Raw genomic sequence first — 22993 nt, 5'->3', positions numbered from 1 at the left:
ATCCCTTGTGGGAGCGAGCCTGCTCGCGAAAGCGGCGTGTCATTCACCCTTTATGGGTCTGACACACTGCATTCGCGAGCAGGCTCGCTCCCACATTGGTTTCTGCGTACATCCTGAAATTATTTGTTTAAATTTTCCAACCAAGCACTTGCTTGGTTGACTACGCTTGCTCCAGACCCAAAAACAGGAGCGAGTCGCATGTCTGCTGCCTTCCGTTTGCCGCTGGACGTGTTCTACGAGCGTGAAGCCCGGCACCCGCGCCAGCGCTTTCTGGTGCAGCCCGTCGGTGGCGGCCAGGTCGAAACGCTGAGCTGGGCGGATGTCGGCCATCAGGCCCGTTGCGCCGCACATTGGTTGCGTGCGCGTGAGTTGCCGCAAGGCAGCCACATCGCCCTGATCTCGAAGAACTGCGCACACTGGATCATTGCCGATCTGGCGATCTGGATGGCCGGGCACGTTTCTGTTCCGCTGTATCCCAACCTCACCGCCGACTCCGTCGCGCAAGTACTCAATCACTCGGAAAGCGTCCTGGCCTTCATTGGCAAACTCGATGACTGGCCGGGCATGGCCAAAGGCGTGCCGGCCGATTTGCCGACCATCAGCCTGCCGCTGCATCCGCCCGGGGATTTCGATTTCAGCTGGGCCGACCTGCAGCGCAGCTCACCGATTCAGGACGATCCGCGCCCGGCGGCCGAGCAACTGGCGACGATCATCTACACCTCCGGCACCACCGGCCTGCCCAAAGGCGTGATGCACAGTTTTGCCAATCTCGGTTTTGCCACGACCCGTGGCACGCAACTGTTCGGCCTCAACGAGAGCGACCGACTGCTGTCGTACTTGCCGCTGTGCCACGTTGCCGAGCGCATGTTCGTTGAACTGGCGTCGATCTACACCGGGCAGACAGTGTTCTTCGCCGAGAGCCTTGAGACGTTTATCACTGACTTGCAGCGCGCGCGGCCGACCGCGATGTTCGGCGTGCCGCGCATCTGGACCAAATTCCAGATGGGCGTGTACAGCAAGATCCCGGCCAAGCGCCTCGACTTCCTCCTTGGCCTGCCATTCATTGGCAAACGGGTCGGGCACAAAGTGCTGGCGGGGCTGGGGCTGGACGCCTTGCGGGTAGCATTATCCGGTGCCGCGCCAGTGCCGCAGACCTTGCTTGCCTGGTATCAAAAACTCGGCCTTGATGTGCTGGAGGTCTATGGCATGACCGAGGGCTGCGGTTACTCGCACATCTGTCTGCCCGGGCAATACAAACAGGGCTGGATTGGCAAGCCGTGTCCGGATGTCGAAGTGCGCATCGATGAATCGGGCGAAGTGCAGGTACGCAGTCAGGCGAACATGCTCGGCTATTTCAAGGAGCCGCTGAAAACCGCAGAAACGATTACCGCGGATGGCTTTCTGCGCACCGGCGACAAGGGCGAAGAGGATGCAGAAGGGCACCTGCGCCTGACCGGTCGGCTCAAGGAAATCTTCAAGACCAGCAAGGGCAAATACGTCGCCCCGGCGCCGATTGAAAATCGCCTGGCAGTGCATTCACGGATCGAACAGGTGTGTGTGGTTGGCGACGGTTTGAGTGCGCCGCTGGGCTTGTGTGTGCTGTCGAGCGTCAATCAGGAAGAGGGCCGGGCAAGCCTGCATTCGAGCCTGGAAAAACTCCTGGAAGAGGTCAACGCCGTACTCGACAAGCACGAACGCCTGCGCCGACTGGTAGTGGTCAAAGACAGTTGGGCCGTGGAGAACGGCTTTCTCACACCGACCCTGAAGATCAAGCGCAACGTCATCGAAGACACCTATGGCGCGCGTTTCGAAGAATGGAGCGAGCGCAGCGAGGCGGTGCTGTGGCAGGATTGAGCGACCACTAAAACAACAAAGGAAGTCTGCGATGAGCTTGTGGCGCACCACCCCGAACATCGAGCAGTTGAACGCAATCCAGAAAAACACCATCGGCGAAGTACTCGACATCCGCTTCGAAGCGTTCGACGAAGAATCGCTGACCGCGAGCATGGTCATCGACCATCGCACTCATCAGCCGTATGGCTTGCTACACGGCGGCGCGTCGGTGGTACTGGCGGAGTCCGTCGGTTCGATGGCCAGTTACCTGTGCATCGATGCCAGCAAGTTTTATTGCGTGGGGCTTGAGATCAACGCCAATCATTTGCGCGGCTTGCGCAGTGGCCGGGTGACGGCGGTGGCCAAGCCGATTCACATCGGTCGCACCACCCATGTGTGGGATATCCGTCTGACCAGCGATGAAGGCAAGGCCAGTTGTGTGTCGCGGCTGACCATGGCAGTGGTACCGCTGGGTGAGCAGCCACCCTCACCCTAACCCTCTCCCAGAGGGAGAGGGGACTGACCGGGCTGGATGTTCGAGTTGCGCCGACCTGAGTTATCGAGCCGAACTCAGGTTTTGAAACTCATGCAAATCTGCTCCCTTCCCCCTCGCCCCCTTGGGGGAGAGGGCTGGGGTGAGGGGGTAGCGATCCGACTGACTCACCATAGCCCTGACCGGACTGTCATCATTACTGGCAGTTACGGTCATTGCTGTCGGGCGCGGTCTTACGGACAATCAACGCCACGTTTCCTGCTCATGGATTTACCAGCATGTCGCAACCGATCTTTTTCGCCCACGCCAACGGGTTTCCCTCGGGTACCTATGGCAAGTTGTTCGCGGCGCTGGCGCCCGAGTATCGGGTTGCACATCTGGAACAGCATGCCCATGACCCGCGTTTTCCGGCGGACGACAACTGGTACAACCTCGTTGATGAGCTGATCCACCATTTGCAGCAGCAGGATCAACCGGTGTGGGGCGTCGGCCATTCCTTTGGCGGTGTATTGCATTTGCACGCAGCGCTGCGTTGTCCTGAGTTGTATCGCGGCGTGGTGATGCTTGACTCGCCGGTGCTGACCCGCACCGATCAATGGGTGATCCGTGCCGCCAAGCGCTTTGGTTTCATCGACAAATTGACTCCGGCAGGCCGCACCCTTGGTCGACGGGAAGAGTTCGCCGACCTCGACAGTGCGCGCAGCTATTTTGCTGGCAAGACACTGTTCCGTGGTTTCGATCCGGAATGCTTCGATGCCTACCTGCAGCACGGTTTGCATCAGGTTGGCGACAAGCTGCGCCTGCGCTTCGACCCGGCGACCGAGATCAGCATCTATCGCGGCGTGCCGCACACCAGCCCTGGCCGTACGCGTCAATTGCAGGTGCCGTTGGCGGTGGTGCGCGGGCACAAGAGTCGCGTGGTCATGCGCCATCACACCCGTTTCGTTTCACGTCTGGCCCAAGGCGAGGCACTGAGCATGCCCGGCGGACACATGTTCCCGCTTGAGCGTCCGCAGGACACCGCGCGCCTGTTGAAAAACCTGTTCAACCGCTGGGAAAACCGCCAGGACAAGGATTGCGCATGAGCCCGACCTTCGAAGAAGTGCGCCTGAGCCTGCCGCATATCGAACTGGCCGCGCATTTGTTCGGGCCCGAGGACGGTGTGCCGGTGATCGCGCTGCATGGCTGGCTCGACAACGCTAACAGCTTTGCCCGTTTGGCGCCGAAGCTCAAAGGCTTGCGCATCATCGCGCTGGACATGGCCGGGCACGGGCATTCCGGGCATCGGCCGAACGGTGCCGGGTATGCACTGTGGGACTACGCCCATGACGTGCTGCAAGTCGCCGAGCAACTGGGCTGGAAGCGGTTCGGCCTGCTTGGGCATTCGATGGGCGCGATTGTTTCGCTGGTGCTGGCGGGGTCGTTGCCGGAACGCATCAGCCATCTGGCGCTGATTGACGGCGTGATTCCGCCTACAGACAAAGGCGAAAACGCCGCCGAACGTATGGGCATGGCCCTGCAAGCGCAACTGGATCTGCACGAGAAGCGCAAACCGGTCTACAACACCCTCGATCGCGCTATCGAAGCGCGCATGAAAGGTCTGGTCGCAGTCAGCCGTGAGGCCGCCGAATTGCTGGCTCAGCGCGGACTGATGCCGGTGCCCGGTGGCTACACCTGGCGCACCGACAATCGCCTGACCCTGCCATCGCCGCTGCGCCTGACCGAGGAACAGGCGATGGCTTTCGCGCTGCGAGTCAGTTGCCCGGCGCACTTGGTGGTCGCGGCTGAGGGCATGCTGGCCAAACATCCCGAGTTGCTGGAACGTCTACCCTTTAGCCGGGAACAGTTGGCGGGTGGGCACCATTTGCACCTGAACGATGAGGCCGGGGCCGACCTTGTCGCAGACTGTTTCAATCGGTTCTTCGCCATTCCTTGACTTGCTGCGGGCAACTGTCGAGGCTGGTCGGGTTGAAATGGGAGACAACCACGATGGATTTCTATACCGCTGCGACCTCGAATTACCCAGTCATGCCGATCCGATGAGCCTGACTATGCGGTCACTCAGTCTGTTGGCACTGTGCTGTTTCAGTACCGTTTCGTTCGCCGCCGATGTGCCGGGCAGTCAGGATCTGCAGATCGTGCCGCGTCTGGCCGATGCACAGATCGTCGACTATCGCCCTCCGGTTGAACTGGAGCGCATCTATCCGCTGGGCTCGATCCGCAAGATCAGTGGCCAGCTGCGTTTCGACGGTCAGGTCACCGCCCGTGGCCTGACCACTTCGGTGACCTACGAATTGCCCCCCGAACACTCTGCCACCGAAGCCTTCACCGCCGCTCGCGAAGCCCTGCAAAAACAGGACGCCGAATTGTTGTTCTGGTGTCAGGCGCGTGATTGCGGCGAAAGCAGTCTGTGGGCCAACGAGGTGTTCGGTAACGCCAAACTGTATGGCGCCGACGAGCAACAGGCCTATCTGCTGTTGAGGCTGGCGGCACCGCGGGACAACACGCTGGTGGCGCTTTACAGCATCACCCGCGGCAATCGCAAAGCCTATCTGCATGTCGAACAATTCGAGGCAGTGGCACCGCTGGGTGAGTTGCTGCCGACCTCGGCGACCCTGTTACGTCAGCTCAAAAGCACCGGTGAGCTGGACTTCCCTGATCGCGTGAATGAGCCGGATGACACCTGGCTACGCCTGATTTCCCGAGGTCTTAACCTCGACACGACGTTGCGCGTCACGGTATCCGGGCCCAAGGCCGAAGCCTGGCGTGAGGCGCTGATCAATCAGGGTGTGCGGGCGGCACGCATGGAAACCGGCAGTGTCGAAGGCTCTGGCCTGCGCATCGATCTGTTGCGTTAAGCTGTTGCGGGCGAGCACGAACCGCGTGTTCGCCTACTCTTTGCCTGACTGACTTTTTCGAGACCTTACATGCTCAATAACGATCGCCTGCTGGTGCAGATCCTGCTGCTGGTGTTGTTTGGTGCCAGCCTGTGGGTGATGGCGCCGTTCTGGTCGGCGCTGTTCTGGGGCGCGGTGCTGGCGTTTGCCAGTTGGCCGCTGATGCGCCTGCTGACCCGTTGGCTCAATGGTCGCGAGTCCTTGGCTGCGGCGATTCTGACGCTGGGCTGGATGCTGCTGGTGGCGGCGCCGCTGGTGTGGCTGGGGTTCAATCTGGCCGATCATGTGCGTGATGCCACGGCGTTCATCAAGGATGTGCAGGTCGACGGTCTGCCTGAGGCGCCAGCGTGGCTGGGGACTGTGCCGTTTGTGGGGGAGCGGTTGGTCGGGTTGTGGAACAGCATTGATCAGCAGGGTGCCGCATTGATGGTATCGATCAAACCCTATCTGGGGCAGGTCGGTAACTGGCTGCTGGCGCGCAGTGCGCAGATTGGTGGTGGCATTCTCGAACTGACGTTGAGCATTGTCTTTGTGTTCTTTTTCTACCGTGACGGGCCGCGACTGGCGGCGTTTGTGCACAGTTTGCTGGAGCGCTTGATCGGCGATCGCGCCGGGTATTACATCGAGCTGGTGGCCGGTACGGTGCAGCGCGTGGTCAACGGCGTGATCGGCACGGCGGCGGCGCAGGCGGTTCTGGCGTTGATCGGGTTTTTGATTGCCGGGGTGCCGGGGGCGTTGGTGCTGGGGATTGTCACCTTTCTGTTGAGTCTGATTCCGATGGGGCCGCCGTTGGTGTGGGTGCCGGCGACGGCCTGGCTGGCGTGGAAGGGTGAGTATGGGATGGCGGTGTTTCTCGGGATCTGGGGGACATTCATCATCAGTGGCGTGGATAACGTGCTCAAGCCGTATCTGATCAGTCGCGGCGGGAATTTGCCGTTGGTGATTGTGTTGCTTGGGGTGTTTGGCGGGTTGATTGCGTTTGGGTTTATCGGGTTGTTTATCGGGCCTACGTTGTTGGCGGTGGCTTATAGTTTGTTGACGGATTGGAGCAAGAGTCAGTCTCGGGTTGAAGAGCGGCGCTAGCGGTTTTGGGTTTTGGGTGAATATCCGTTGCTGCGGTAACGGCTGCTTAGGGTTCCGCCCTTACGGCGGGTCACTTTTTCCAGACGCCCGGAATGCCGGCCCAGAAAAAAGTAACCAAAAAGGCTTGCTCCTGCGTGCGGCCCGCTCGCTGGGGCTCGGGGTTCCTTCGCTCCGGGATCGATCCGGGCGCAGCGTCTCCGGTTTGCTTCGCTGCACCTACTCCCGCTGTGTTTGGCTGCGCCAAACGGTCGCTGCGCTCCCACGCCCGGATCAATCCCTCCACTCAGCCTTCCGACGTCGCCTTACAGATCAAGAGCTGCAGCCGAGCTAACGCTCATCCTGTTGAGTGGTGAAGAGGTCGGCTTTTGTTCGGTGTTGGATTCGCCCCTCACCCCAGCCCTCTCCCGAGGGAGAGGGAGCCGATTTTCGGGCTTTTCATGATCTGAGTTCAACGCGGTATTGCACGCCGGCGTAGCTCTCCCAAACACCTCGATCAGTCCCCTCTCCCTCTGGGAGAGGGTTAGGGTGAGGGGCGTCGACTCAAGTCGCCACATTCAAATACTTGCCCACCGACGCCGTCTTCTCCAGCGAGTACTGCTTGCTCAAATTGGCAATCATGCGGTTCAGCGCTTCTGTCGTGCTCTGGGTCGAAGCGGTCTGTTCTTCGTCAGGTCGTTCACGGCCGGCCTGTAAAGCCGCTTTCAGTTCATCACTGCTCACGCCACCGCTGCTGTCGCTATCGAGAACCTTGAGCAGCGCTGCGCTGGTGTCAGTGCTGGTGGTTGAAGTCGCGCTGTCGCTGGCTTGCAGTGCGCTGCTCAGTTCGGTCGCGGTCACGCTGCCGTCGCCATCAGCGTCGAGCTGGCTGAACAGTTCGTCGCTGTTGATTTGAGGTGGCGGAGGCGGTGGTGGGGTCAGGCTGGCGGTGAGTTCGTCCTGGCTGACGGTGCCGTCCTTGTTCTTGTCGAGTGCGGAGAAGAGTTCGTTGCTGTCGGCGGTGCTGCCGGCGCTGGTCAGGCCGCTGCTCAGTTCGTCGCTGCTTATGGCGCCGTCGCCATCGGTGTCGAGGGCGCTGATCAGGGCGTCCGCCAGGTCGGTGTCGGGGGCTTGATCACCGGGCGGCGGCGGGGGCGCCATGGCGGTCATTTCTTCGACGCTGAGGTTGCCGCTGTCGTCGCTGTCCAGATCGCCGAATTGTTTGCTCAGGTTGACCAGCAGGCCGTCGTCGGATTTCTGTGACAGGGCGCTTTTCAGTTCGTCCTGATCCACCGCGCCGTCGCTGTTGCTGTCGAGTTTGGCGAACAGTTCTTTTTGCAGTTGCTGGCTGCGCGCGTTTTGCGTGGAGGTGCTGCTGGTGCTGGTATAGCTCGTGTAGTTGCTGACGCTACCGATCATCGGACTCACTCCCTGAAATGGCAAACCGGTGGGTGTACCGGCTTATGCAGGGTCAGGGCGCCAGTTGTCCGGGGTATGTGGGGTTTGTACCGGACGGTACACACGGCAGAATGAACATCGCTGAACCCTGTGGGAGCGAGCCTGCTCGCGAAGAGGCCGGTACATCCAAAAAAGATGTTGGATCAGCTGACGCCTTCGCGAGCAGGCTCGCTCCCACAGTGAGTCGGTGGCGTTCTCAGGGGCGTGGCAGGCGAATGATGGCGGTAAGGCCGCCGCCCGGGGTTTCTTCAAGATTGAGCTGGCCACCCAAACGTTGCGCCGCCTCGCGAGCAATGGTCATCCCTAGCCCCACACCGCCGGAATTGCGATTACGCGAGCCTTCCAGCCGATAAAACGGTTCAAACACCGCCTCACGCTTGTCTTCGGCAATTCCCGGGCCGTGGTCGATCACGCGAATCAGCAGTTGTTCGCGCTGATCCTGCAGTTCAATCCGCGCCTGCCCGGCGTAACGCAGGGCGTTGTCCATCAGGTTATTGATGCACGAACGCAACGCCATCGGTTGTACCGGCAGCGGTGCGCAATGGCCGCTGACCTGCACGTCGGCGCCCTGGTCCTGAGCGTTTTCGCACAGCGATTCGACCAGCGCCTGCACATCCATCAACTGCAAGGCTTCGCTGGTGCGTTGTTCGTGCAGGTAGGTGAGGGTGGCGTCGAGCATGCCGATCATGTCGTCCAGGTCTTGACGCATCTGGCCTTGCAGCTTTTCGTCGCTGATATTTTCCAGGCGCAGTTTCAGCCGAGACAGCGGCGTGCGCAGGTCGTGGGATACGGCACCGAGCATGCGTGCGCGTTGCTGCACCTGTTCGCGAATGCGCCGCTGCATCAGGTTGAAGGTGTGCGCCGCTTGCCGTGCTTCTCGCGGGCCAGACTCATCAAGTGGCAGGCTGTCGAGGTCTTCGCTGAGGCGTTCGGCGGCGTCGCTCAGGCGCTGGATCGGGCGACTGAGCAGTTTGGCGCCGTACCACGCCGCGATCATCAGCGTGATGAACTGGAAGGTCAGCGGCACCACCGGCCCACCGAACCATGGGCGCGGGGGCCGTGGCGGGTAGCGCGGGTCCTGCGCCATCGGTTGGCCGTCGGCGCCCTGGGAGAACTCCGGAGGTGGCGGAGGCGGGGGCGGGCCGTAGAGGCGGAACCAGGTAAAAGCCAGCAGGTGCGCGAGGACGATCGCCACGAACAGCACGCCAAACAGGCGGCCGAACAGCGTGTCGAAGCGCGCCCGCATCAGCCGATGTCTCGCGCGTCGAACAGGTAACCTTCACCGCGCACGGTTTTGATCAGCTGTGGGGCTTTCGGATCGTCGCCGAGTTTTTGCCGCAGACGCGACACCAGCAGATCGATGCTGCGGTCGAAGGCTTCGATTGAGCGACCACGGGCAGCATCGAGCAATTGTTCGCGGCTGAGCACCCGGCGAGGTTTTTCGATAAACACCCAAAGCAGGCGGAATTCGGCGTTGGACAGCGGCACTACGAGACCATCGTCGGCGATCAACTGACGCAGAACGCCGTTCAAGCGCCAGTTGTCGAAACGGATGTTGGCCCGCTGTTCGGTTCGGTCATCGCGCACCCGACGCAGAATCGTTTGAATGCGGGCGACCAGTTCACGCGGTTCGAACGGCTTGGCCATGTAGTCATCGGCGCCCAGTTCCAGGCCGATGATACGGTCGGTCGGTTCACAGCGGGCGGTGAGCATCAGGATCGGGATGTCCGATTCGGCGCGCAGCCAGCGGCACAGCGACAAGCCGTCTTCGCCGGGCAGCATCAGATCCAGCACGACGACGTCGAAATGCTCGGCCAGCATCGCCTGGCGCATGGCTGCACCGTCGGTGACGCCGCTGGCGTGGATGTTGAAGCGCGCGAGGTAATCGATCATCAGCTCGCGGATCGGCACGTCGTCATCGACGATCAGCGCACGAATGCTCCAGCGCTTGTCGTCTTTAGGCTCATCCGTCGCGGTCATTTGGTTGTTGTGCATGAGGCTGTTCATCTGCCAGTAGGCCGCCAACCACAAAAGATGGGCTGCGAGGTGGTGGTTTCAGCATAGGCGTCCAGCCGTGAGGCGGGAAGTGCTGATGTAAGGACGTGTTGCGGCTGGCGAGGCTAGCGCGGGCGCTTGTTGCTGGCGTGTCGGCTGTGTATCGGAGTCGACACAATAGCAGCGAGCGCTATGCTGATCACGGCCGGCGCGACGATTTACCGATCATCGGGTGCCGCGTTGCCGCCGGTTCCGCTACAATGCGCGCCGATTTCGACCTGCCTGAGAGCCCATTCATGTCCGCCTGCCAGACTCCTATCATCGTCGCCCTGGATTTCCCCACCCGTGACGCCGCACTGAAGCTGGCCGACCAGTTGGACCCGAAACTGTGCCGGGTCAAAGTGGGCAAGGAACTGTTCACCAGTTGCGCCGCAGAAATTGTCGGCACCCTGCGTGACAAGGGTTTTGAAGTATTCCTCGACCTGAAATTCCATGACATTCCCAACACCACCGCGATGGCCGTGAAAGCCGCCGCCGAGATGGGCGTGTGGATGGTCAACGTGCATTGCTCCGGTGGCATGCGCATGATGGCCGCCTGCCGTGAAGAGCTGGACAAGCGTAGCGGCCCGCAACCGCTGCTGATCGGCGTGACCGTGCTGACCAGCATGGAGCGTGAAGACCTCGCCGGTATCGGCCTGGATATCGAACCGCAGGAACAAGTGCTGCGACTGGCTGCACTGGCCGAAAAGGCTGGCATGGACGGTCTGGTGTGCTCGGCGCTGGAAGCCACGGCACTGAAAACCGCGCATCCGTCGCTGCAACTGGTGACCCCGGGGATTCGTCCGGCGGGCAGCGCGCAGGACGATCAACGCCGCATTCTGACCCCGCGTCAGGCGCTGGATGCCGGGTCCGATTATCTGGTGATTGGCCGTCCGATCAGCCAGGCGGCTGATCCGGCACAGGCGCTGGCGTCGGTTGTAGCCGAAATCGCCTAAGCCACACTGAAGATCCAAATGTGGGAGCGAGCCTGCTCGCGAAGAGGGTGTATCAGTCGAAGTCAGTATCGACTGAACCACCGCTTTCGCGAGCAGGCTCGCTCCCACATTGGTTTTTGTGCTGGCCTTAAACCTTCAACACCAACTTGCCGAAGTTCTCACCGCTGAACAATTTCATCAGCGTTTCCGGGAAAGTCTCCAGGCCTTCGACGATATCTTCCTTGCTCTTGAGCTGCCCCTTGGCCATCCACCCGGCCATTTCCTGCGCTGCATTCGCGTACTGCGCGGCATAGTCCATCACCACAAAACCTTCCATCCGCGCGCGATTGACCAGCAGCGACAGATAGTTGGCCGGGCCTTTGACTGCTTCCTTGTTGTTGTACTGGCTGATCGCGCCGCAGATCACTACACGCGCCTTCATGTTCAAGCGGCTCAATACCGCATCGAGGATGTCGCCACCGACGTTGTCGAAGTACACGTCCACACCTTTCGGGCATTCGCGTTTAAGTCCCGCCACGACATCTTCGGACTTGTAATCGATGGCACCGTCAAAGCCCAGTTCATCGATGAGGAATTTGCATTTGTCGGCGCCGCCGGCAATGCCGACCACCCGGCAACCTTTGATCTTGGCGATCTGCCCGGCAATGCTGCCCACTGCGCCCGCCGCACCGGACAAGACAACAGTGTCGCCGGCCTTCGGTGCGCCGACATCCAGCAAAGCAAAGTAAGCGGTCATGCCGGTCATGCCCAGTGCCGACAGATAAACCGGCAGCGGTGCCAGTTTCGGATCGACTTTGTAGAAACCTCTTGGCTCGCCGAGGAAGTAATCCTGCACGCCAATGGCACCGTTGACGTAGTCGCCGACGGCAAATCCGGGATTGTTCGAGGCGATGACTTTTCCCACGCCCAGTGCACGCATGACTTCGCCGATACCGACCGGGGGGATGTAGGACTTGCCTTCGTTCATCCAGCCACGCATGGCCGGGTCGAGGGACAGGTATTCGTTCTTGACCAGAATCTGGTTCGCTGCCGGTTCGCCCACCGGTACTTCCTGATAGGTGAAGGTCTCGCGGTTGGCCGCACCCACCGGGCGTTTGGCGAGCAGGAACTGGCGATTGGTCTGGTTGGTCATGGCAGGCACTCGAACGGAATGAAGCCTTGTTGATAGACCCTCAGCGGCATTGGCGCAAGGTTGGCTGATGCGGCGAATGCACGCCGATCCAGTGCAGTGATAATCACTGGCATGGTTTTATCACTGCGGTGCATGGGTACATAAACAGCCATTGGATAGTGCTGACGTGCGGCAGACCTCAATGACTATGCTGCGAATCTACAAATCCCCTGCATCTAGCCCTTCGAGGACATAACAATGAGCATGACGTTTTCCGGTCAGGTTGCCGTAGTCACTGGCGCGGCCAACGGCATCGGCCGTGCGACCGCGCAGGCGTTCGCCGCCGAGGGCCTGAAAGTGGTGGTCGCCGACCTGGATGCGGCAGGGGGCGAAGGCACAGTCGCGTTGATTCGTACCGCCGGTGGCGAAGCGACGTTCGTGCGTTGCAACGTGACCGTCGAAAGCGAAGTGAAAAATCTGATGGACGAGGTCATCAATACCTACGGCCGTCTGGACTATGCCTTCAACAATGCCGGCATCGAAATCGAAAAAGGCAAACTGGCCGACGGCTCGATGGATGAGTTCGACGCGATCATGGGGGTCAACGTCAAAGGCGTCTGGCTGTGCATGAAGTATCAACTGCCACTGTTGCTGGCACAGGGCGGCGGGGCGATCGTCAACACCGCCTCGGTAGCGGGGCTGGGCGCGGCACCGAAGATGAGCATCTATGCGGCGTCGAAGCACGCGGTGATCGGTTTGACCAAATCGGCCGCCATTGAATACGCGAAGAAGAAAATCCGCGTCAACGCGGTGTGTCCGGCGGTGATCGACACCGACATGTTCCGCCGTGCCTATGAGGCCGATCCGAAGAAGGGCGAGTTCGCCAACGCCATGCACCCGGTCGGCCGTATCGGCAAAGTCGAGGAAATCGCCAGTGCCGTGTTGTATCTGTGCAGCGACGGTGCAGCATTCACCACCGGTCACTCGCTGGCCGTGGACGGCGGAGTCACCGCATTCTGAACTGAACTCAGGAAAAACAGCCCGCATTCCTTGCGGGCTTTTTTTTGAATCACGGTCAGTTCCGTGAAGCCCCTTAAACAATGTGTATCAAACCGTTAGAACGGTCGCTTTTGGCGGCGTTGTCGCACAGCCTGTCCGGCGCGGCTGTGATTTACTGCCGCCAGCAAAACGGACAGGAGTTTGCTTGCTCATGGAATTGAGAATTGATCGACAGGCAATGGTGCCGGTCGTGCAGCAGATTGTTGACGGACTGACGGAGTGGATCCTGCAAAGTGGTGTGCCGCCGGCTACCCGTTTGCCTTCGGTTCGGCAAATTGCTCGAGGCAATCTGCTCAGCCAGTCGTGTGTTGTCGAGGCGTGTGAACGGCTGGTATCGCAGGGTGTTTTGAGCTCATGCCAAGGCACCGGGTTCATCGTCGCTGCCGCGCCAGCGATGCTGGGTGCAGAGGATGAACTGGCGCCATTCGAAGGCCGGTTTGCCTGGTGCGATGCCGTCTGCGAGGCCGCAGGCGGCTTGAAACTGGGGGCCGGAGGTCTGCCGAAAAGCTGGCGTGAGCCTGACGACCTCAGCTATGCGCTGCGCGAGGTGGCTCGTACCGACATGGCCAGCCTGTTCAACTACAGCACGCCATTGGGGCTTCCAGCGTTGCGCGAGCAGATTGTCAAACGCCTCAAGCTGTTCAGTATCGAGGCCCGCAGTTCGCAGTTGCTGAGTACCTGTGGCGCCAGTCATGCGCTGGATCTGATCGTGCGCACCTTGTTCAAGGCCGGTGACTGCGTGGTGGTCGAAACCCCCGGGTATGCGCCGCTGTTCGACCTGCTGCGCCTGCATGGCGTGCGCATGCTTGAGGTGCGCCGCACCCCGACCGGGCCGGACATCGAAGCACTCGAGGCTTTGCTGCAACAGTTTCGGCCAGGTGCGGTGTTCATCAACAGTCATCATCACAACCCTACCGGCAGTTGCCTGTCGCCAAGCGTGGCGCAACGCATCCTGCAACTGAGCAAAGCCTACGATGTGCGCTTGATCGAAGACGATGTCTACGCGGACTTGCACACCGGTAACGGTACACGACTGGCAGCGCTGGACGATGAGGGACGGGTCATCTACGTGGGCAGTTTTTCCAAGATCCTGAGCAGTTCGTTACGGGTCGGGTTCGTCTTCGCCGACAGCGAAATTGTCAGGCGGCTGGCGCAGGTCAAGATGATCAGCGGCTTGGGCGCATCAAGGTTTTCCGAGGCGGTACTGGCCAGCCTGATGGGTTGTGGCGCTTACCGCAAACTGGTACAGCGCCAGCGTCAACGCCTGAATGCTGACCGGGCTGCCGCTTTGCAGGCCCTGGAGGATGCCGATTGGGAGGTTTTCGGCAAACCTGCAGGCGGGCTGTTCATCTGGGCGCGTTCGCGCATGACCGATCATTCTCGAATACGCCGGCAGGCGCAGCGCTGTGGCGTGTTGCTGTCAGCGCCGGATGCCTTCAGCCCCAGTGGCGAGGCGGGCGACTGGCTGCGGATTAACGTCGCGTACGCCTGCGACCCGCGCGCTCGGCAGTTTTTCCGCAACACCGGTGCGGATCGACCTCAAGTGTTCTGAAAACGACGCGGGCGTAGCTTTTTGCCATTATTCCGACGCCAGAGACTTGTGCGGGTGAGTGGCCGTTGCGACTCTTCGCTCTACTGACAATGGCAGGGGACTACGCGCAATGATTTCGGCCATGCAAGGACGTTTTGCCAACCTCGGTATGGCAAAAAAACTGGGTATCGGGTTTGTATTGGTTTTGCTTCTGACCGCGCTGGTGGCGGCCATTGGCGTCTGGTCCCTGCAAACCATCAGTCATCGTTTCGATGGTCTGAAACAGATGTCCTCGCTTAACAGTGGCCTGCTCAAAGTGCGCCTGCTCGAGCAGGAATATGCCTTGCGAGGCGATCCGAAGACGGCCGATGCCCTGCGTAAGGGCGTCGACGAACTGGTTGCTCTGGCTGATCAGCTCAAAGCGCAGTCGGCGGCCAATGTGCCGGTCATGAATGATGTGCAGCAGTCGCTCGGCGCTTATCGCAAGGCGTTCGACGAGTTTGTGTCGTTGACTCAGGCCAAGGACCTCGCGCTGGAAATGGCCAGTTGGTCGGTGTCCAGTGTGGCCAATAATCTTGATGTCTTGCAGGCCGGGCTTGCCGACGACGGTGCATATACCTTGAAGGACACCGAGGGCAAGGACGGGGCGCAGTTCATCGAACAGGCCAGTCAGGTCAGTCAGGTTTCGCGCTTGATGCTGCAGGCAATGAACGAAGCGCGGATTCGTCTGGATCAAAGCCGCAAGGGCGATGCCGACGGTGCCGGCAAAGGCAATATCGAACAGGCCGCACAGGCCCAGACGCAGGCCGAAGAACTGAAAACCACGGTCAAGGACGAGGGTTACCTGACCGTGCTCAATGAAGTGTCCGGGCATATCGCCGGTTTCAACGACAAACTGGCCGAGTACACCGGATTGCTCGCGCAGGAAAAGACCGTCTACGAGCAATTGCACCAGCGTGCCGACCAAGTGGTCGAGCGGGTGAATCAGGCGTATGTCGCTGAAGACGGCGCGATGCAGGCGGAACTGAAGAAAAACTCGCTGTTGATCATTGGTTCATCGGCGCTGGCGTTGTTGGTCGGCTTGCTCGCGGCGTGGCTGATTACCCGACTGATCGTCGCGCCATTGCGCAGCGTGATTCGGGTCGCCCAGCAGATTGCCGCTGGTGACTTGAGTGCAACGGTGGAAGTGACCCGGCGCGACGAGATCGGTCAGTTGATGCTGGCGATGCAACAGATGGGCGCGGGTCTGAGCACCATCGTCAGTGGTTTGCAGGCGGGGATCGAGCAACTGGCCAGTTCGGCGCAATCGTTGTCGACGGTCACTGAGCAGACCAACCTCGAGGTCAGCAGCCAAAAGGAGGAAACCGAGCAGGTCGCCACGGCGATGAACCAGATGACCGCCACCGTGCATGACGTTGCGCGCAACGCCGAAGAAGCGGCGCTGGCCGCGCAGACGGCGGATGACAAGGTCGAGAGTGGTCAGCAGGTGGTGCGCCAGAGCATGGCACGGATCGAACAATTGGCCGACTCGGCGACATCGGCCAGTTCCAGCATCGAAAGCCTCAGTGCGGAAATCCAGAATATCGGCACGGTGCTGGGAGTGATCAAAAGCGTTGCCGAACAGACCAATCTGTTGGCGTTGAATGCTGCGATTGAGGCAGCACGGGCAGGTGAGCAGGGCAGAGGCTTTGCGGTGGTGGCCGATGAGGTACGTGCACTGGCTCGGCGCACGCAGCAATCGACTGAGGAAATTGAACGGCTGGTCAGTGCGCTGCGCTCGGCGGCGCATGCTTCGGTGCAGCAGATTCAGAGCAGCGGGGAGTTGGTGAAGCTGGCGGTCAGTGATGCGTTGCAGACCGAGAGTGCGCTGGGGAGTATTGCGGCGGCGGTGTCGTTGATTCAGCAGATGAATCAGCAGATTGCGGCGGCGGCCGAGGAGCAGAGTTCGGTGGCGGAGGAGATCAATCGCAGTGTGACGAGTATTCGCGCAAGTGCGGATCAGTCGTCGATCGCGATGCGCGGGAATGCGGCTTCGAGTGTTGAGCTGGCGCAGTTGGGGAGTGAGTTGCGGGGGATGGTTGGGCATTTTCGGCTTTGACGCTTTGACGCTTTGACGCTTTGACGCTTTGGGCTTGGCGGCCTTTGGGCCGACCATGCTCTTGGGGTTTTGGGTGTATATCCGTTGCTGTGGGTGTTGCTGATTAGGGTTCCGCCCTTACGGCGGGTCACTTTGGCAAACGCCCCAAAGTAACCAAAGGTCTTTGCCCTGACGTTCGGCCCGCTCGCTGGGGCTCGGGGTTCCTTCGCTCCGGGATCGATCCGGGGGCATCGCCTACGGTTTGCTTCGCTGCACCTCCTCTCGATGTGTTCGACTTCGTCGAACGGTCGCTGCGCTCCCACCCCCGGATCAATCCCTCCACTCAGCCTGCCGACGGGCTTTCAGATCAAGATCAAGAGCAGCAGCCGAGCTAACGCTCATCCTGTTGAGTGGTGGGAAGCAGAAGCGATGCACGGTCTGCTCTTGCTCTTTTGTGGGAACAAGCTTGCTCCGGGCGGTGTTCCGGCGAAGGCGGCCTGACAGCCGACCAAGCTCTGTCAGATTTGCTCAACCCCATTGTAGGAGTGAGCCTGCTCGCGATAGCGGCTTGGCGGCCAACCCATCTCTGCCGGATGTACTCAAACCCTGTGGGAGCGAGCCTGCTCGCGAAGGCGGCCTGACAGCCGACCAAGCTCTGTCAGATGTGCTCAATCCCATTGTAGGAGTGAGCCTGCTCGCGATCTCGGCCTGGCGGCCAACCCATCTCTGCCGGATGTACTCAAACCCTGTGGGAGCGAGCTTGCTCGCGAAAGCGTTCTCACATTCACCGGGCGTCTATCGTGTTCACTCTCGCGAGCCCACAAAAAAGCCACCTCTCGGTGGCTTCTCTTTCAACTTCTGCAATCAGTCGTATATCACTTTCTTTTTCCAGTCCGCATCGGCCTCGACATCTTTGAGGCCGGCAGTCAGTTGGTTCTCTTCACCTTCAACCGGTGCGATTTTGTCCATGACTTGGGCGTTGGCGCGGGCCAGCAGTTTTTCCAGGTATTGCAGTTGCTCTGCATACATCTGTGGATCCTGCTGTTTGCGCAGGTATTGCACGCCGCGTTCGAAGGCGAGGCGGGCCTGGCCGGGCTGGTTTTGTTGCAGGGACTGTTGGCCGAGGTTATTGAAGAACTCGATGTGCAGCAGCACCAGAATATGGCGGACTTCGCGAATCCAGTGTTTGGCTTCGTTCGGTGGCAGGAAGCCGTCGTGAGCGGCACGGGTGATTTGGCCGTGGAGGGCTTCGAGCAGGAAGCGCACGTCTTTGGCTTTGGCTTCGGTCAGAATCGGCGACGGCGGGTTGTTGACCGGGATCGATTCGCCTTGGGCGACCAGGGCGCTCAGTTCGGTGATGCGCGCTTTGGTGGTGGCGCTGGTTTTTTCCAGGTTCAGCAGGCGCTGGCAGACGTTCAGTTCCAGACGGGTCAGCAGCAGCTTGAGTGCCGGGGTCATGAACTGGCCCGGGAAGGTTTCGGTCAGTTCGCCGCAACGGCGCAGGCGGTCGTTGAGTTCGACCTTGGTGCGGGCCTTCTCCAGTTTGTTGTTTTCCACCACATGGTTCATGTAGCCAATGGCGATCAGAATTGCGATCCCGGCTATGACTAGCAGGGTGATCATGAGTGGTGTCACCGGTAAGACCTCTTTATAGGGTTCGCATGCGAGTGTAGTGGCTGGGCATTTAACCGCCTAGCGCCGCTCGACTGGTTGGTTCGGCAGGTTCAATCTGTATCGGCCGCACGCTGCTTATATGAATGCTGGCGCTGCGGGTTCAGATTGCCATCACTGTGGGTGGACTATAGCGTCTTGGCGAGTGGCGGAATATAGGCGTCAATCGTCGGGCGACGGAAAAGCCTGATTGCCGCCGTAAAGCAGGTCGAAGTCATTGATTTAAATAAATTTATATCAAGGGGTTGACGACCTCTCAATCCATCCATAGAATGCGCGCCACTTGCAGCGTAAAGCACACAGCGAAGCGCGGCAGGGAGTGAATGTTGTAGTGTGTCCCCTTCGTCTAGTGGCCTAGGACACCGCCCTTTCACGGCGGTAACAGGGGTTCGAGTCCCCTAGGGGACGCCAATGCGGGAATAGCTCAGTTGGTAGAGCACGACCTTGCCAAGGTCGGGGTCGCGAGTTCGAGTCTCGTTTCCCGCTCCAATTTTAAACAGCAGTGCTTTCGGGCGGTGCTGAGTGAAACCAGAACCAAGTCTTCGGGCAAGGATCTGGACACCGAAACACACACCATGTGTTCCGGGTAGCGTGTCCCCTTCGTCTAGTGGCCTAGGACACCGCCCTTTCACGGCGGTAACAGGGGTTCGAGTCCCCTAGGGGACGCCATTTGCGGGAATAGCTCAGTTGGTAGAGCACGACCTTGCCAAGGTCGGGGTCGCGAGTTCGAGTCTCGTTTCCCGCTCCAAATTCTAAAAGCGCCGCTCAGTGAGCGGCGTTTTTATTAGTGAAAGTTGTAGCCTGTGTCCCCTTCGTCTAGTGGCCTAGGACACCGCCCTTTCACGGCGGTAACAGGGGTTCGAGTCCCCTAGGGGACGCCATTGCGGGAATAGCTCAGTTGGTAGAGCACGACCTTGCCAAGGTCGGGGTCGCGAGTTCGAGTCTCGTTTCCCGCTCCATATTCACAAAAACGCCGCTCAATAGAGCGGAGTTTTTGTATGCGCGGGATTTGTGGCTGTGCTGTCAGCGCTAAAGAAAAAGGCCCGCCGAAGTGATTCGGTGGGCCTTTTTGCGTTTTTGCGTCTGCTACCAGGACAGCATCAAGCGACCGGCAAACAGGATCAGCACCGCTCCCATGGTGCGTTCGAACCAATGCCCCATGCGCATGAACAGCACTCGAACCCGACTGCTCGAGAAAAACAGCGCGACCACAACAAACCACAGCGCATTCACAAAGCACATCCACAAACCGTAAAAGGCCTGGATTTGCAGGGGTGTGCTGGCGCTGATGATCGTGGTGAAAATGGCCAGGAAAAACAGCGTGGCTTTGGGGTTGGTCGCATTGGTCAGAAAACCGGTGCTGAAGGCTTTGAACAAGGTTTGTTCAACTACCGGTTCCTCGCTGGTTTTCTCGCCTTCAAGGGACGATTTCGGTTTGCTGCGCAGCAGGCTGACACCCAGATACAGGATGTAGGCACCGCCAACCACTTTGGCCACGGTCAGCAACCACGGGGTGGTGTGCATCAATGCCCCGACCCCCAGCAGTGTGTAGAGCACGTGCACGGAAATCCCTGCACCGATACCCAGCGCCGTGCAGATCCCCACCAATCGGCCAAAGCGTACGCTTTGGCGAATCGTGACTGCGAAGTCCGGGCCGGGAGCAACCACGGCCAGAAAGTGAATGGTTGCCAGCGCCAGAAACTCGCCCAGATAATTCGAATACATCTCAGCTCCAGTAGGTCAGGGGTGAAGCATTGCCGCGATAGCCGACAAAAAAGGACAGGCTCAAGCGCGGATCGGCCACGCCTGGGGTCACCGAGTGCATGCGCCGCGAATTGAACATGATGAAATCGCCGGGTTGCGGTCTCACTTCGAGGGCGGGAGGGCCGAGCAGCGCCGGTTCGATGCCGTAACTGTCGCCACGCATCTCGTCGAATTGGTCCGGGGTGATGTCGTCGTCCCACACCTGCAGCGCGCCGCCTTCGGTCGGCATGTTCAGATAGACGTTGCAGGCAAACTGCGCCTCCAGGCTGCGTGCCTGGAAGCTGTCCGGGGCATCCTTGGCGAAAATGTCGTGATGGGCTAGGAAGCACACCCCCGGTTTCACTACTCGTGAGAGGCCGACATACATTTTCCGGCCATAAAGATTTTCCAGATGCGCGCCGGCCGGCCAGGATTCGTCGAGCATGCAGCGCAAGGTATCGATGGGTGAGGAGTAGGGCGCGCAGCGATTGCGCAGTTCAGCGATGTTGCTGGTAGCGCGTTCGAAGTAATCCTCGATCAGCAGCGGCTGGTTTTCCGCCTCATAAAAAGCCATGCCGATGCGGCCGATACTCGGCGCGTTGATGTAACCCTCAAAGCCTGGAGCGAGAATCTTGTCGCCAATCTGAATGGCCAGTGGCTCCGGCAAAAAGCCTTTGACGCGGATGGCGAGGACTTCTTCGTTGGCCAGTTTTTTTATGCACGTCTCATCGAGACGCTCGACGTCTAGCATCATTTTTTTTAGGTCCATCTATCGATAGTCTACGGAAGCTGCGAGTGCAGTTCCCCGGCGTCGGACGCTGCGTGAGGCAACGTCCGGAATGCTCAATCCACGCTGTAGTGGACGGACAACGTGCCTTTCTTCTGCGAAAGGGACGCGATCGTGACTGTGCCCAGATCCTTCAGGCTACGTACATGGGTGCCGCCGCAGCCGTAGGCGGGCAGTTCACCGAAACCGATCTCCCGCGCACCTTCGCGCAGCGAGGTCAGGCGGGGCAGATCGTGTTCGATCCACTGGCCGATGCCGCACTGAACGGTCTCGGCGTCGACTTCCTGCGCGGCATCGCCGGGCTTGAATTGCACTCGACCTTCGTCCGGCCAGTGGTGTGCCTTGATCGGCGTCCAGCCCAGGGCTTGCACGAAATGCCCGATCAGATGCCCGGCCGAATGCATGCGTGTGTTGAAGCGACGGCGCTCCTCGTCGATGCGGATGCAGGTCATGCCGAGCGCCACCGGTCGATCGACAAAATGAATGATCCGGTCCGGCTCCTGCACTACACGCAGTACCTGGCTCTCGCCGATCCAGCCGGTATCACACGGCTGACCGCCACCTTGCGGATGGAACAATGTGGCGCGCAGCACCACGGCAAATTCGTTCTCTTGGGGCGTGCAGTCGAGGACTTCCACATTGGCCTTGAGGTCATCACTATGGAAAAAGAGGCGAAGCGTCATATTCCATGCCCTTATTAAAGTTTCTGTTTTTATTATATGAATCGTGTAATAACGTGATAATCCGTTCAAACATCAAAGGACTTGTGCGCTGTGAGCATCAATCTGCCGCTACCGCTGCTCGGTGAAATGGCGATTTTCGTCAAGGTCGTGGAGACCGGCAGCTTTTCTGAAGCGGCTCGGCAACTGGGTTCATCGCCGTCAGCGGTGAGTCGCAGTATTTCGCGCCTGGAAAAAGCCCTGGCCACACGATTGCTGCAGCGCACCACGCGCAAACTGCGCCTGAGTGACGGCGGCGAGGAGGTGTTCAAGCGCTGTCAGGAAATGGTCAGCGCAGCCAAGTCCGTCATGGAAATCAGCGGTCAGTTCACCCATGAAGCCGAAGGCCTGGTGCGGGTCAGCGTGCCGAAAGCGGTGGGGCGCTTTGTGATTCATCCGCATATGCCGGAATTTCTGCGGCGTTATCCCAAGGTCGATGTCGAGTTGCTGCTGGAAGATCGTCAGGTCGATCTGATCGACGATCATGTTGATCTGGCCATTCGCATCACGGATCGGCCACCGGCCGGGCTGGTCGGTCGACAGCTACTGACGATCGACCATTTGCTCTGCGCGACGCCGCAGTATCTGGCCGAACACGGTACGCCGACTCACCCTCATGACTTGCTCAATCACAGCTGTATCTATCTGGGCGAAACCCCGAGCGACGCGCGCTGGAAATTCAAGAAAGGCAGCAAGGCTGTGACGGTGGGTGTGCGCGGTCGCTATGCCGCCAATCACACCGGCGTGCGATTGGGCGCGGTGTTGCAGCACATCGGCATCGGCAGCCTGCCGTACTTCACCGCCCGCTATGCACTTGAGCAGAAGTTGATTGTGCAGGTGTTGCCGGACTGGACGTTCCTTGCGTCCTATCACGGCGGGCTGTGGTTGCTGCATTCGCCGACGCGGTATCTGCCACCGAAGTTGCGGGTGTTTATCGATTTTCTGGTGGAGTGTCTGCAAAAGGAGCCGACCCTGAGCAAGCCGGGCAAGTCGGGCGAAGGGAGCAAAGTATCGATGGAGTACGAATTGCCCGAAAGCGAAGGCTTGCTTTAACGCCCGCGCAAAGAAAAGGCCCGCATGGATCACCGTGCGGGCCTGTTCGTAGCAGAGCGAAAATCAGTGCTTGCTGTCCTGAGCGGACATCGCGAGCAGCTGTTTTTCCTGATTCCAGTCGAACGGTTCGTCGTTCTGTTCAGCTTCGTAACGGCGTTCTTCCAGCGCCTGATACAGGTCGATCTCTTCATCGGACAAGTAGTGCAGGCAGTCACCGGCGAAGAACCACAGCAGATCGCGCGGGATCAGGTGGGCGATTTGCGGGTAACGGCTAATCACTTGAGTCAGGATGTCCTGGCCCAGGTACTGGCTTTCGATCGGGTCGATCGGCAGCGATGCCAGCAGTTCGTCGAAGCGCTCCAGGAACAAGGCATGGCTTTCTTCAGGAACCTGTTCGGCCTCACCTACGGCGACCAGGATACTGCGCAGGTGGTCGAGCAAAACAAGATGGTCGGCAACGACGTTGGACACGAGATAAGTCCTCAAGAGCAAAACGGGCGCGGGAGTATAAA

The 22993-nt window shown here is 59.8% G+C and carries 20 protein-coding genes, 6 tRNA genes and 1 pseudogene; 18 read left to right on the top strand and 9 right to left on the bottom strand.

The features are described 5' to 3' along the window. Positions 1-198 precede the first annotated feature (198 nt). The 6 genes from QOM10_RS21755 to QOM10_RS21730 all read left to right on the top strand — a co-directional run bounded on the left by QOM10_RS21755 (position 199) and on the right by QOM10_RS21730 (position 6306). On the top strand, positions 199-1854 hold the full coding sequence (locus QOM10_RS21755) for an AMP-binding protein (RefSeq protein ID WP_316916927.1): 1656 nt from the start codon (positions 199-201) through the stop codon (positions 1852-1854). 31 nt (positions 1855-1885) lie between these two features. Further along, positions 1886-2329: a hotdog fold thioesterase gene (locus tag QOM10_RS21750; protein WP_077574107.1), complete on the top strand. Its 444-nt coding sequence runs from the start codon at positions 1886-1888 to the stop codon at positions 2327-2329. 275 nt (positions 2330-2604) lie between these two features. Then, a complete protein-coding gene (locus tag QOM10_RS21745) occupies positions 2605-3411 on the top strand; it encodes an alpha/beta fold hydrolase (protein WP_127929363.1) in 807 nt (268 codons plus the stop codon). Beyond that, complete coding sequence (locus tag QOM10_RS21740; RefSeq protein ID WP_127929362.1) at positions 3408-4262, top strand: alpha/beta hydrolase; 855 nt, start codon at positions 3408-3410, stop codon at positions 4260-4262. Before QOM10_RS21745 ends, QOM10_RS21740 begins: the two co-directional genes overlap by 4 nt. 115 nt (positions 4263-4377) lie before the next feature. Next, positions 4378-5184 carry a DUF4892 domain-containing protein gene (locus QOM10_RS21735; protein ID WP_316916926.1) on the top strand — a complete coding sequence of 269 codons (807 nt, stop codon included), beginning with the start codon at positions 4378-4380 and terminating at the stop codon, positions 5182-5184. A gap of 69 nt (positions 5185-5253) precedes the next feature. Continuing rightward, a complete protein-coding gene (locus QOM10_RS21730) occupies positions 5254-6306 on the top strand; it encodes an AI-2E family transporter (protein WP_160041436.1) in 1053 nt (350 codons plus the stop codon). Between the two features lie 540 nt (positions 6307-6846). Here QOM10_RS21730 and xopAW read toward each other — a convergent pair. The 3 genes from xopAW to QOM10_RS21715 form a co-directional block, all read right to left on the bottom strand. Continuing rightward, positions 6847-7701, bottom strand: a complete 855-nt coding sequence (xopAW, locus tag QOM10_RS21725) for a XopAW family type III secretion system calcium-binding effector (protein ID WP_316916925.1) — start codon at positions 7699-7701, stop codon at positions 6847-6849. A 235-nt stretch (positions 7702-7936) separates the two neighbouring features. Further along, positions 7937-8986, bottom strand: a complete 1050-nt coding sequence (locus QOM10_RS21720) for a sensor histidine kinase (RefSeq protein WP_316916924.1) — start codon at positions 8984-8986, stop codon at positions 7937-7939. Further along, positions 8986-9747 (bottom strand): response regulator, encoded by a 762-nt coding sequence (locus QOM10_RS21715; RefSeq protein WP_316916923.1) that lies wholly within the window; start codon positions 9745-9747, stop codon positions 8986-8988. The genes QOM10_RS21720 and QOM10_RS21715 overlap by 1 nt, the downstream gene beginning before the upstream one ends. Positions 9748-10031: 284 nt before the next feature. Between QOM10_RS21715 and pyrF the strand changes: the two genes are divergently transcribed. Further along, on the top strand, positions 10032-10730 hold the full coding sequence (gene pyrF, locus QOM10_RS21710; protein ID WP_162483045.1) for an orotidine-5'-phosphate decarboxylase: 699 nt from the start codon (positions 10032-10034) through the stop codon (positions 10728-10730). A gap of 127 nt (positions 10731-10857) precedes the next feature. Here pyrF and QOM10_RS21705 read toward each other — a convergent pair whose 3' ends face one another. Then, positions 10858-11862 (bottom strand): NADP-dependent oxidoreductase, encoded by a 1005-nt coding sequence (locus QOM10_RS21705; RefSeq protein WP_150750545.1) that lies wholly within the window; start codon positions 11860-11862, stop codon positions 10858-10860. Between the two features lie 237 nt (positions 11863-12099). Between QOM10_RS21705 and QOM10_RS21700 the strand changes: the two genes are divergently transcribed. The 4 genes and pseudogenes from QOM10_RS21700 to QOM10_RS31355 all read left to right on the top strand — a co-directional run bounded on the left by QOM10_RS21700 (position 12100) and on the right by QOM10_RS31355 (position 16529). Further along, a complete protein-coding gene (locus QOM10_RS21700) occupies positions 12100-12861 on the top strand; it encodes an SDR family oxidoreductase (RefSeq protein ID WP_016983635.1) in 762 nt (253 codons plus the stop codon). Between the two features lie 190 nt (positions 12862-13051). Beyond that, complete coding sequence (locus QOM10_RS21695; protein ID WP_316916922.1) at positions 13052-14452, top strand: PLP-dependent aminotransferase family protein; 1401 nt, start codon at positions 13052-13054, stop codon at positions 14450-14452. Between the two features lie 109 nt (positions 14453-14561). Next, positions 14562-15668 (top strand): annotated as a pseudogene (locus QOM10_RS31360) (HAMP domain-containing protein); the annotation flags it as partial. Further along, positions 15648-16529, top strand: a complete 882-nt coding sequence (locus QOM10_RS31355; RefSeq protein WP_410479234.1) for a methyl-accepting chemotaxis protein — start codon at positions 15648-15650, stop codon at positions 16527-16529. The pseudogene QOM10_RS31360 and the gene QOM10_RS31355, both read left to right, overlap by 21 nt. A gap of 843 nt (positions 16530-17372) precedes the next feature. Here QOM10_RS31355 and QOM10_RS21685 read toward each other — a convergent pair. Next, the gene (locus QOM10_RS21685) at positions 17373-18131 is read right to left on the bottom strand and encodes a hypothetical protein (protein WP_174245077.1); all 759 of its coding nucleotides are present in this window, start codon (positions 18129-18131) and stop codon (positions 17373-17375) included. Positions 18132-18514: 383 nt separating this feature from the next. On the opposite strand from QOM10_RS21685, the gene QOM10_RS21680 reads away from it, so the two are divergent. The 6 genes from QOM10_RS21680 (at position 18515) to QOM10_RS21655 (ending at position 19138) form a co-directional block, all read left to right on the top strand. Next, positions 18515-18590: transfer RNA gene (locus QOM10_RS21680), tRNA-Glu, on the top strand. 2 nt (positions 18591-18592) lie between these two features. Next, positions 18593-18668, top strand: a tRNA-Gly gene (locus tag QOM10_RS21675). A gap of 104 nt (positions 18669-18772) precedes the next feature. Continuing rightward, a tRNA-Glu gene (locus QOM10_RS21670) sits at positions 18773-18848 on the top strand. 3 nt (positions 18849-18851) lie between these two features. Beyond that, a tRNA-Gly gene (locus QOM10_RS21665) sits at positions 18852-18927 on the top strand. Between the two features lie 57 nt (positions 18928-18984). Beyond that, positions 18985-19060: transfer RNA gene (locus QOM10_RS21660), tRNA-Glu, on the top strand. Positions 19061-19062: 2 nt separating this feature from the next. Then, positions 19063-19138: transfer RNA gene (locus tag QOM10_RS21655), tRNA-Gly, on the top strand. A 127-nt stretch (positions 19139-19265) separates the two neighbouring features. On the opposite strand, the gene QOM10_RS21650 is transcribed toward QOM10_RS21655, so the two are convergent. The 3 genes from QOM10_RS21650 to QOM10_RS21640 all read right to left on the bottom strand — a co-directional run bounded on the left by QOM10_RS21650 (position 19266) and on the right by QOM10_RS21640 (position 21392). After that, positions 19266-19904, bottom strand: a complete 639-nt coding sequence (locus tag QOM10_RS21650) for a LysE family translocator (protein WP_316916921.1) — start codon at positions 19902-19904, stop codon at positions 19266-19268. A 1-nt stretch (position 19905) separates the two neighbouring features. Further along, positions 19906-20676, bottom strand: coding sequence for a 2OG-Fe(II) oxygenase (locus tag QOM10_RS21645; RefSeq protein ID WP_127929353.1), 771 nt, complete (start codon positions 20674-20676; stop codon positions 19906-19908). An 89-nt stretch (positions 20677-20765) separates the two neighbouring features. Then, positions 20766-21392, bottom strand: coding sequence for an alanyl-tRNA editing protein (locus QOM10_RS21640; protein ID WP_316916920.1), 627 nt, complete (start codon positions 21390-21392; stop codon positions 20766-20768). Between the two features lie 90 nt (positions 21393-21482). Here QOM10_RS21640 and QOM10_RS21635 point away from each other — a divergent pair, with 90 nt between their 5' ends. Then, positions 21483-22481, top strand: coding sequence for a LysR family transcriptional regulator (locus QOM10_RS21635; protein ID WP_127929351.1), 999 nt, complete (start codon positions 21483-21485; stop codon positions 22479-22481). A gap of 63 nt (positions 22482-22544) precedes the next feature. Here QOM10_RS21635 and QOM10_RS21630 read toward each other — a convergent pair whose 3' ends face one another. Further along, positions 22545-22952, bottom strand: coding sequence for a PA2817 family protein (locus tag QOM10_RS21630; protein ID WP_039760212.1), 408 nt, complete (start codon positions 22950-22952; stop codon positions 22545-22547). Positions 22953-22993: the final 41 nt, after the last annotated feature.

It is taken from the genome of Pseudomonas sp. P108 (genome assembly GCF_032613195.1).
In the GTDB taxonomy this organism is placed as follows: domain Bacteria; phylum Pseudomonadota; class Gammaproteobacteria; order Pseudomonadales; family Pseudomonadaceae; genus Aquipseudomonas.
The sequence above is the reverse complement of the archived record's forward strand: the minus strand, read 5'-3'. Positions and strand labels throughout refer to the sequence as shown.

Excerpts from the sequence above, each read along its gene's own strand:
- QOM10_RS21755 (WP_316916927.1), top strand. The coding sequence starts at position 199 with ATGTCTGCTGCCTTCCGTTTGCCGCTGGACGTGTTCTACGAGCGTGAA.
- QOM10_RS21750 (WP_077574107.1), top strand. The coding sequence starts at position 1,886 with ATGAGCTTGTGGCGCACCACCCCGAACATCGAGCAGTTGAACGCAATC.
- QOM10_RS21745 (WP_127929363.1), top strand. The coding sequence starts at position 2,605 with ATGTCGCAACCGATCTTTTTCGCCCACGCCAACGGGTTTCCCTCGGGT.
- QOM10_RS21740 (WP_127929362.1), top strand. The coding sequence starts at position 3,408 with ATGAGCCCGACCTTCGAAGAAGTGCGCCTGAGCCTGCCGCATATCGAA.
- QOM10_RS21735 (WP_316916926.1), top strand. The coding sequence starts at position 4,378 with ATGCGGTCACTCAGTCTGTTGGCACTGTGCTGTTTCAGTACCGTTTCG.
- QOM10_RS21730 (WP_160041436.1), top strand. The coding sequence starts at position 5,254 with ATGCTCAATAACGATCGCCTGCTGGTGCAGATCCTGCTGCTGGTGTTG.
- xopAW (WP_316916925.1), bottom strand. The coding sequence starts at position 7,701 with ATGATCGGTAGCGTCAGCAACTACACGAGCTATACCAGCACCAGCAGC.
- QOM10_RS21720 (WP_316916924.1), bottom strand. The coding sequence starts at position 8,986 with ATGCGGGCGCGCTTCGACACGCTGTTCGGCCGCCTGTTTGGCGTGCTG.
- QOM10_RS21715 (WP_316916923.1), bottom strand. The coding sequence starts at position 9,747 with ATGAACAGCCTCATGCACAACAACCAAATGACCGCGACGGATGAGCCT.
- pyrF (WP_162483045.1), top strand. The coding sequence starts at position 10,032 with ATGTCCGCCTGCCAGACTCCTATCATCGTCGCCCTGGATTTCCCCACC.
- QOM10_RS21705 (WP_150750545.1), bottom strand. The coding sequence starts at position 11,862 with ATGACCAACCAGACCAATCGCCAGTTCCTGCTCGCCAAACGCCCGGTG.
- QOM10_RS21700 (WP_016983635.1), top strand. The coding sequence starts at position 12,100 with ATGAGCATGACGTTTTCCGGTCAGGTTGCCGTAGTCACTGGCGCGGCC.
- QOM10_RS21695 (WP_316916922.1), top strand. The coding sequence starts at position 13,052 with ATGGAATTGAGAATTGATCGACAGGCAATGGTGCCGGTCGTGCAGCAG.
- QOM10_RS31355 (WP_410479234.1), top strand. The coding sequence starts at position 15,648 with ATGCTGGCGATGCAACAGATGGGCGCGGGTCTGAGCACCATCGTCAGT.
- QOM10_RS21685 (WP_174245077.1), bottom strand. The coding sequence starts at position 18,131 with ATGATCACCCTGCTAGTCATAGCCGGGATCGCAATTCTGATCGCCATT.
- QOM10_RS21650 (WP_316916921.1), bottom strand. The coding sequence starts at position 19,904 with ATGTATTCGAATTATCTGGGCGAGTTTCTGGCGCTGGCAACCATTCAC.
- QOM10_RS21645 (WP_127929353.1), bottom strand. The coding sequence starts at position 20,676 with ATGATGCTAGACGTCGAGCGTCTCGATGAGACGTGCATAAAAAAACTG.
- QOM10_RS21640 (WP_316916920.1), bottom strand. The coding sequence starts at position 21,392 with ATGACGCTTCGCCTCTTTTTCCATAGTGATGACCTCAAGGCCAATGTG.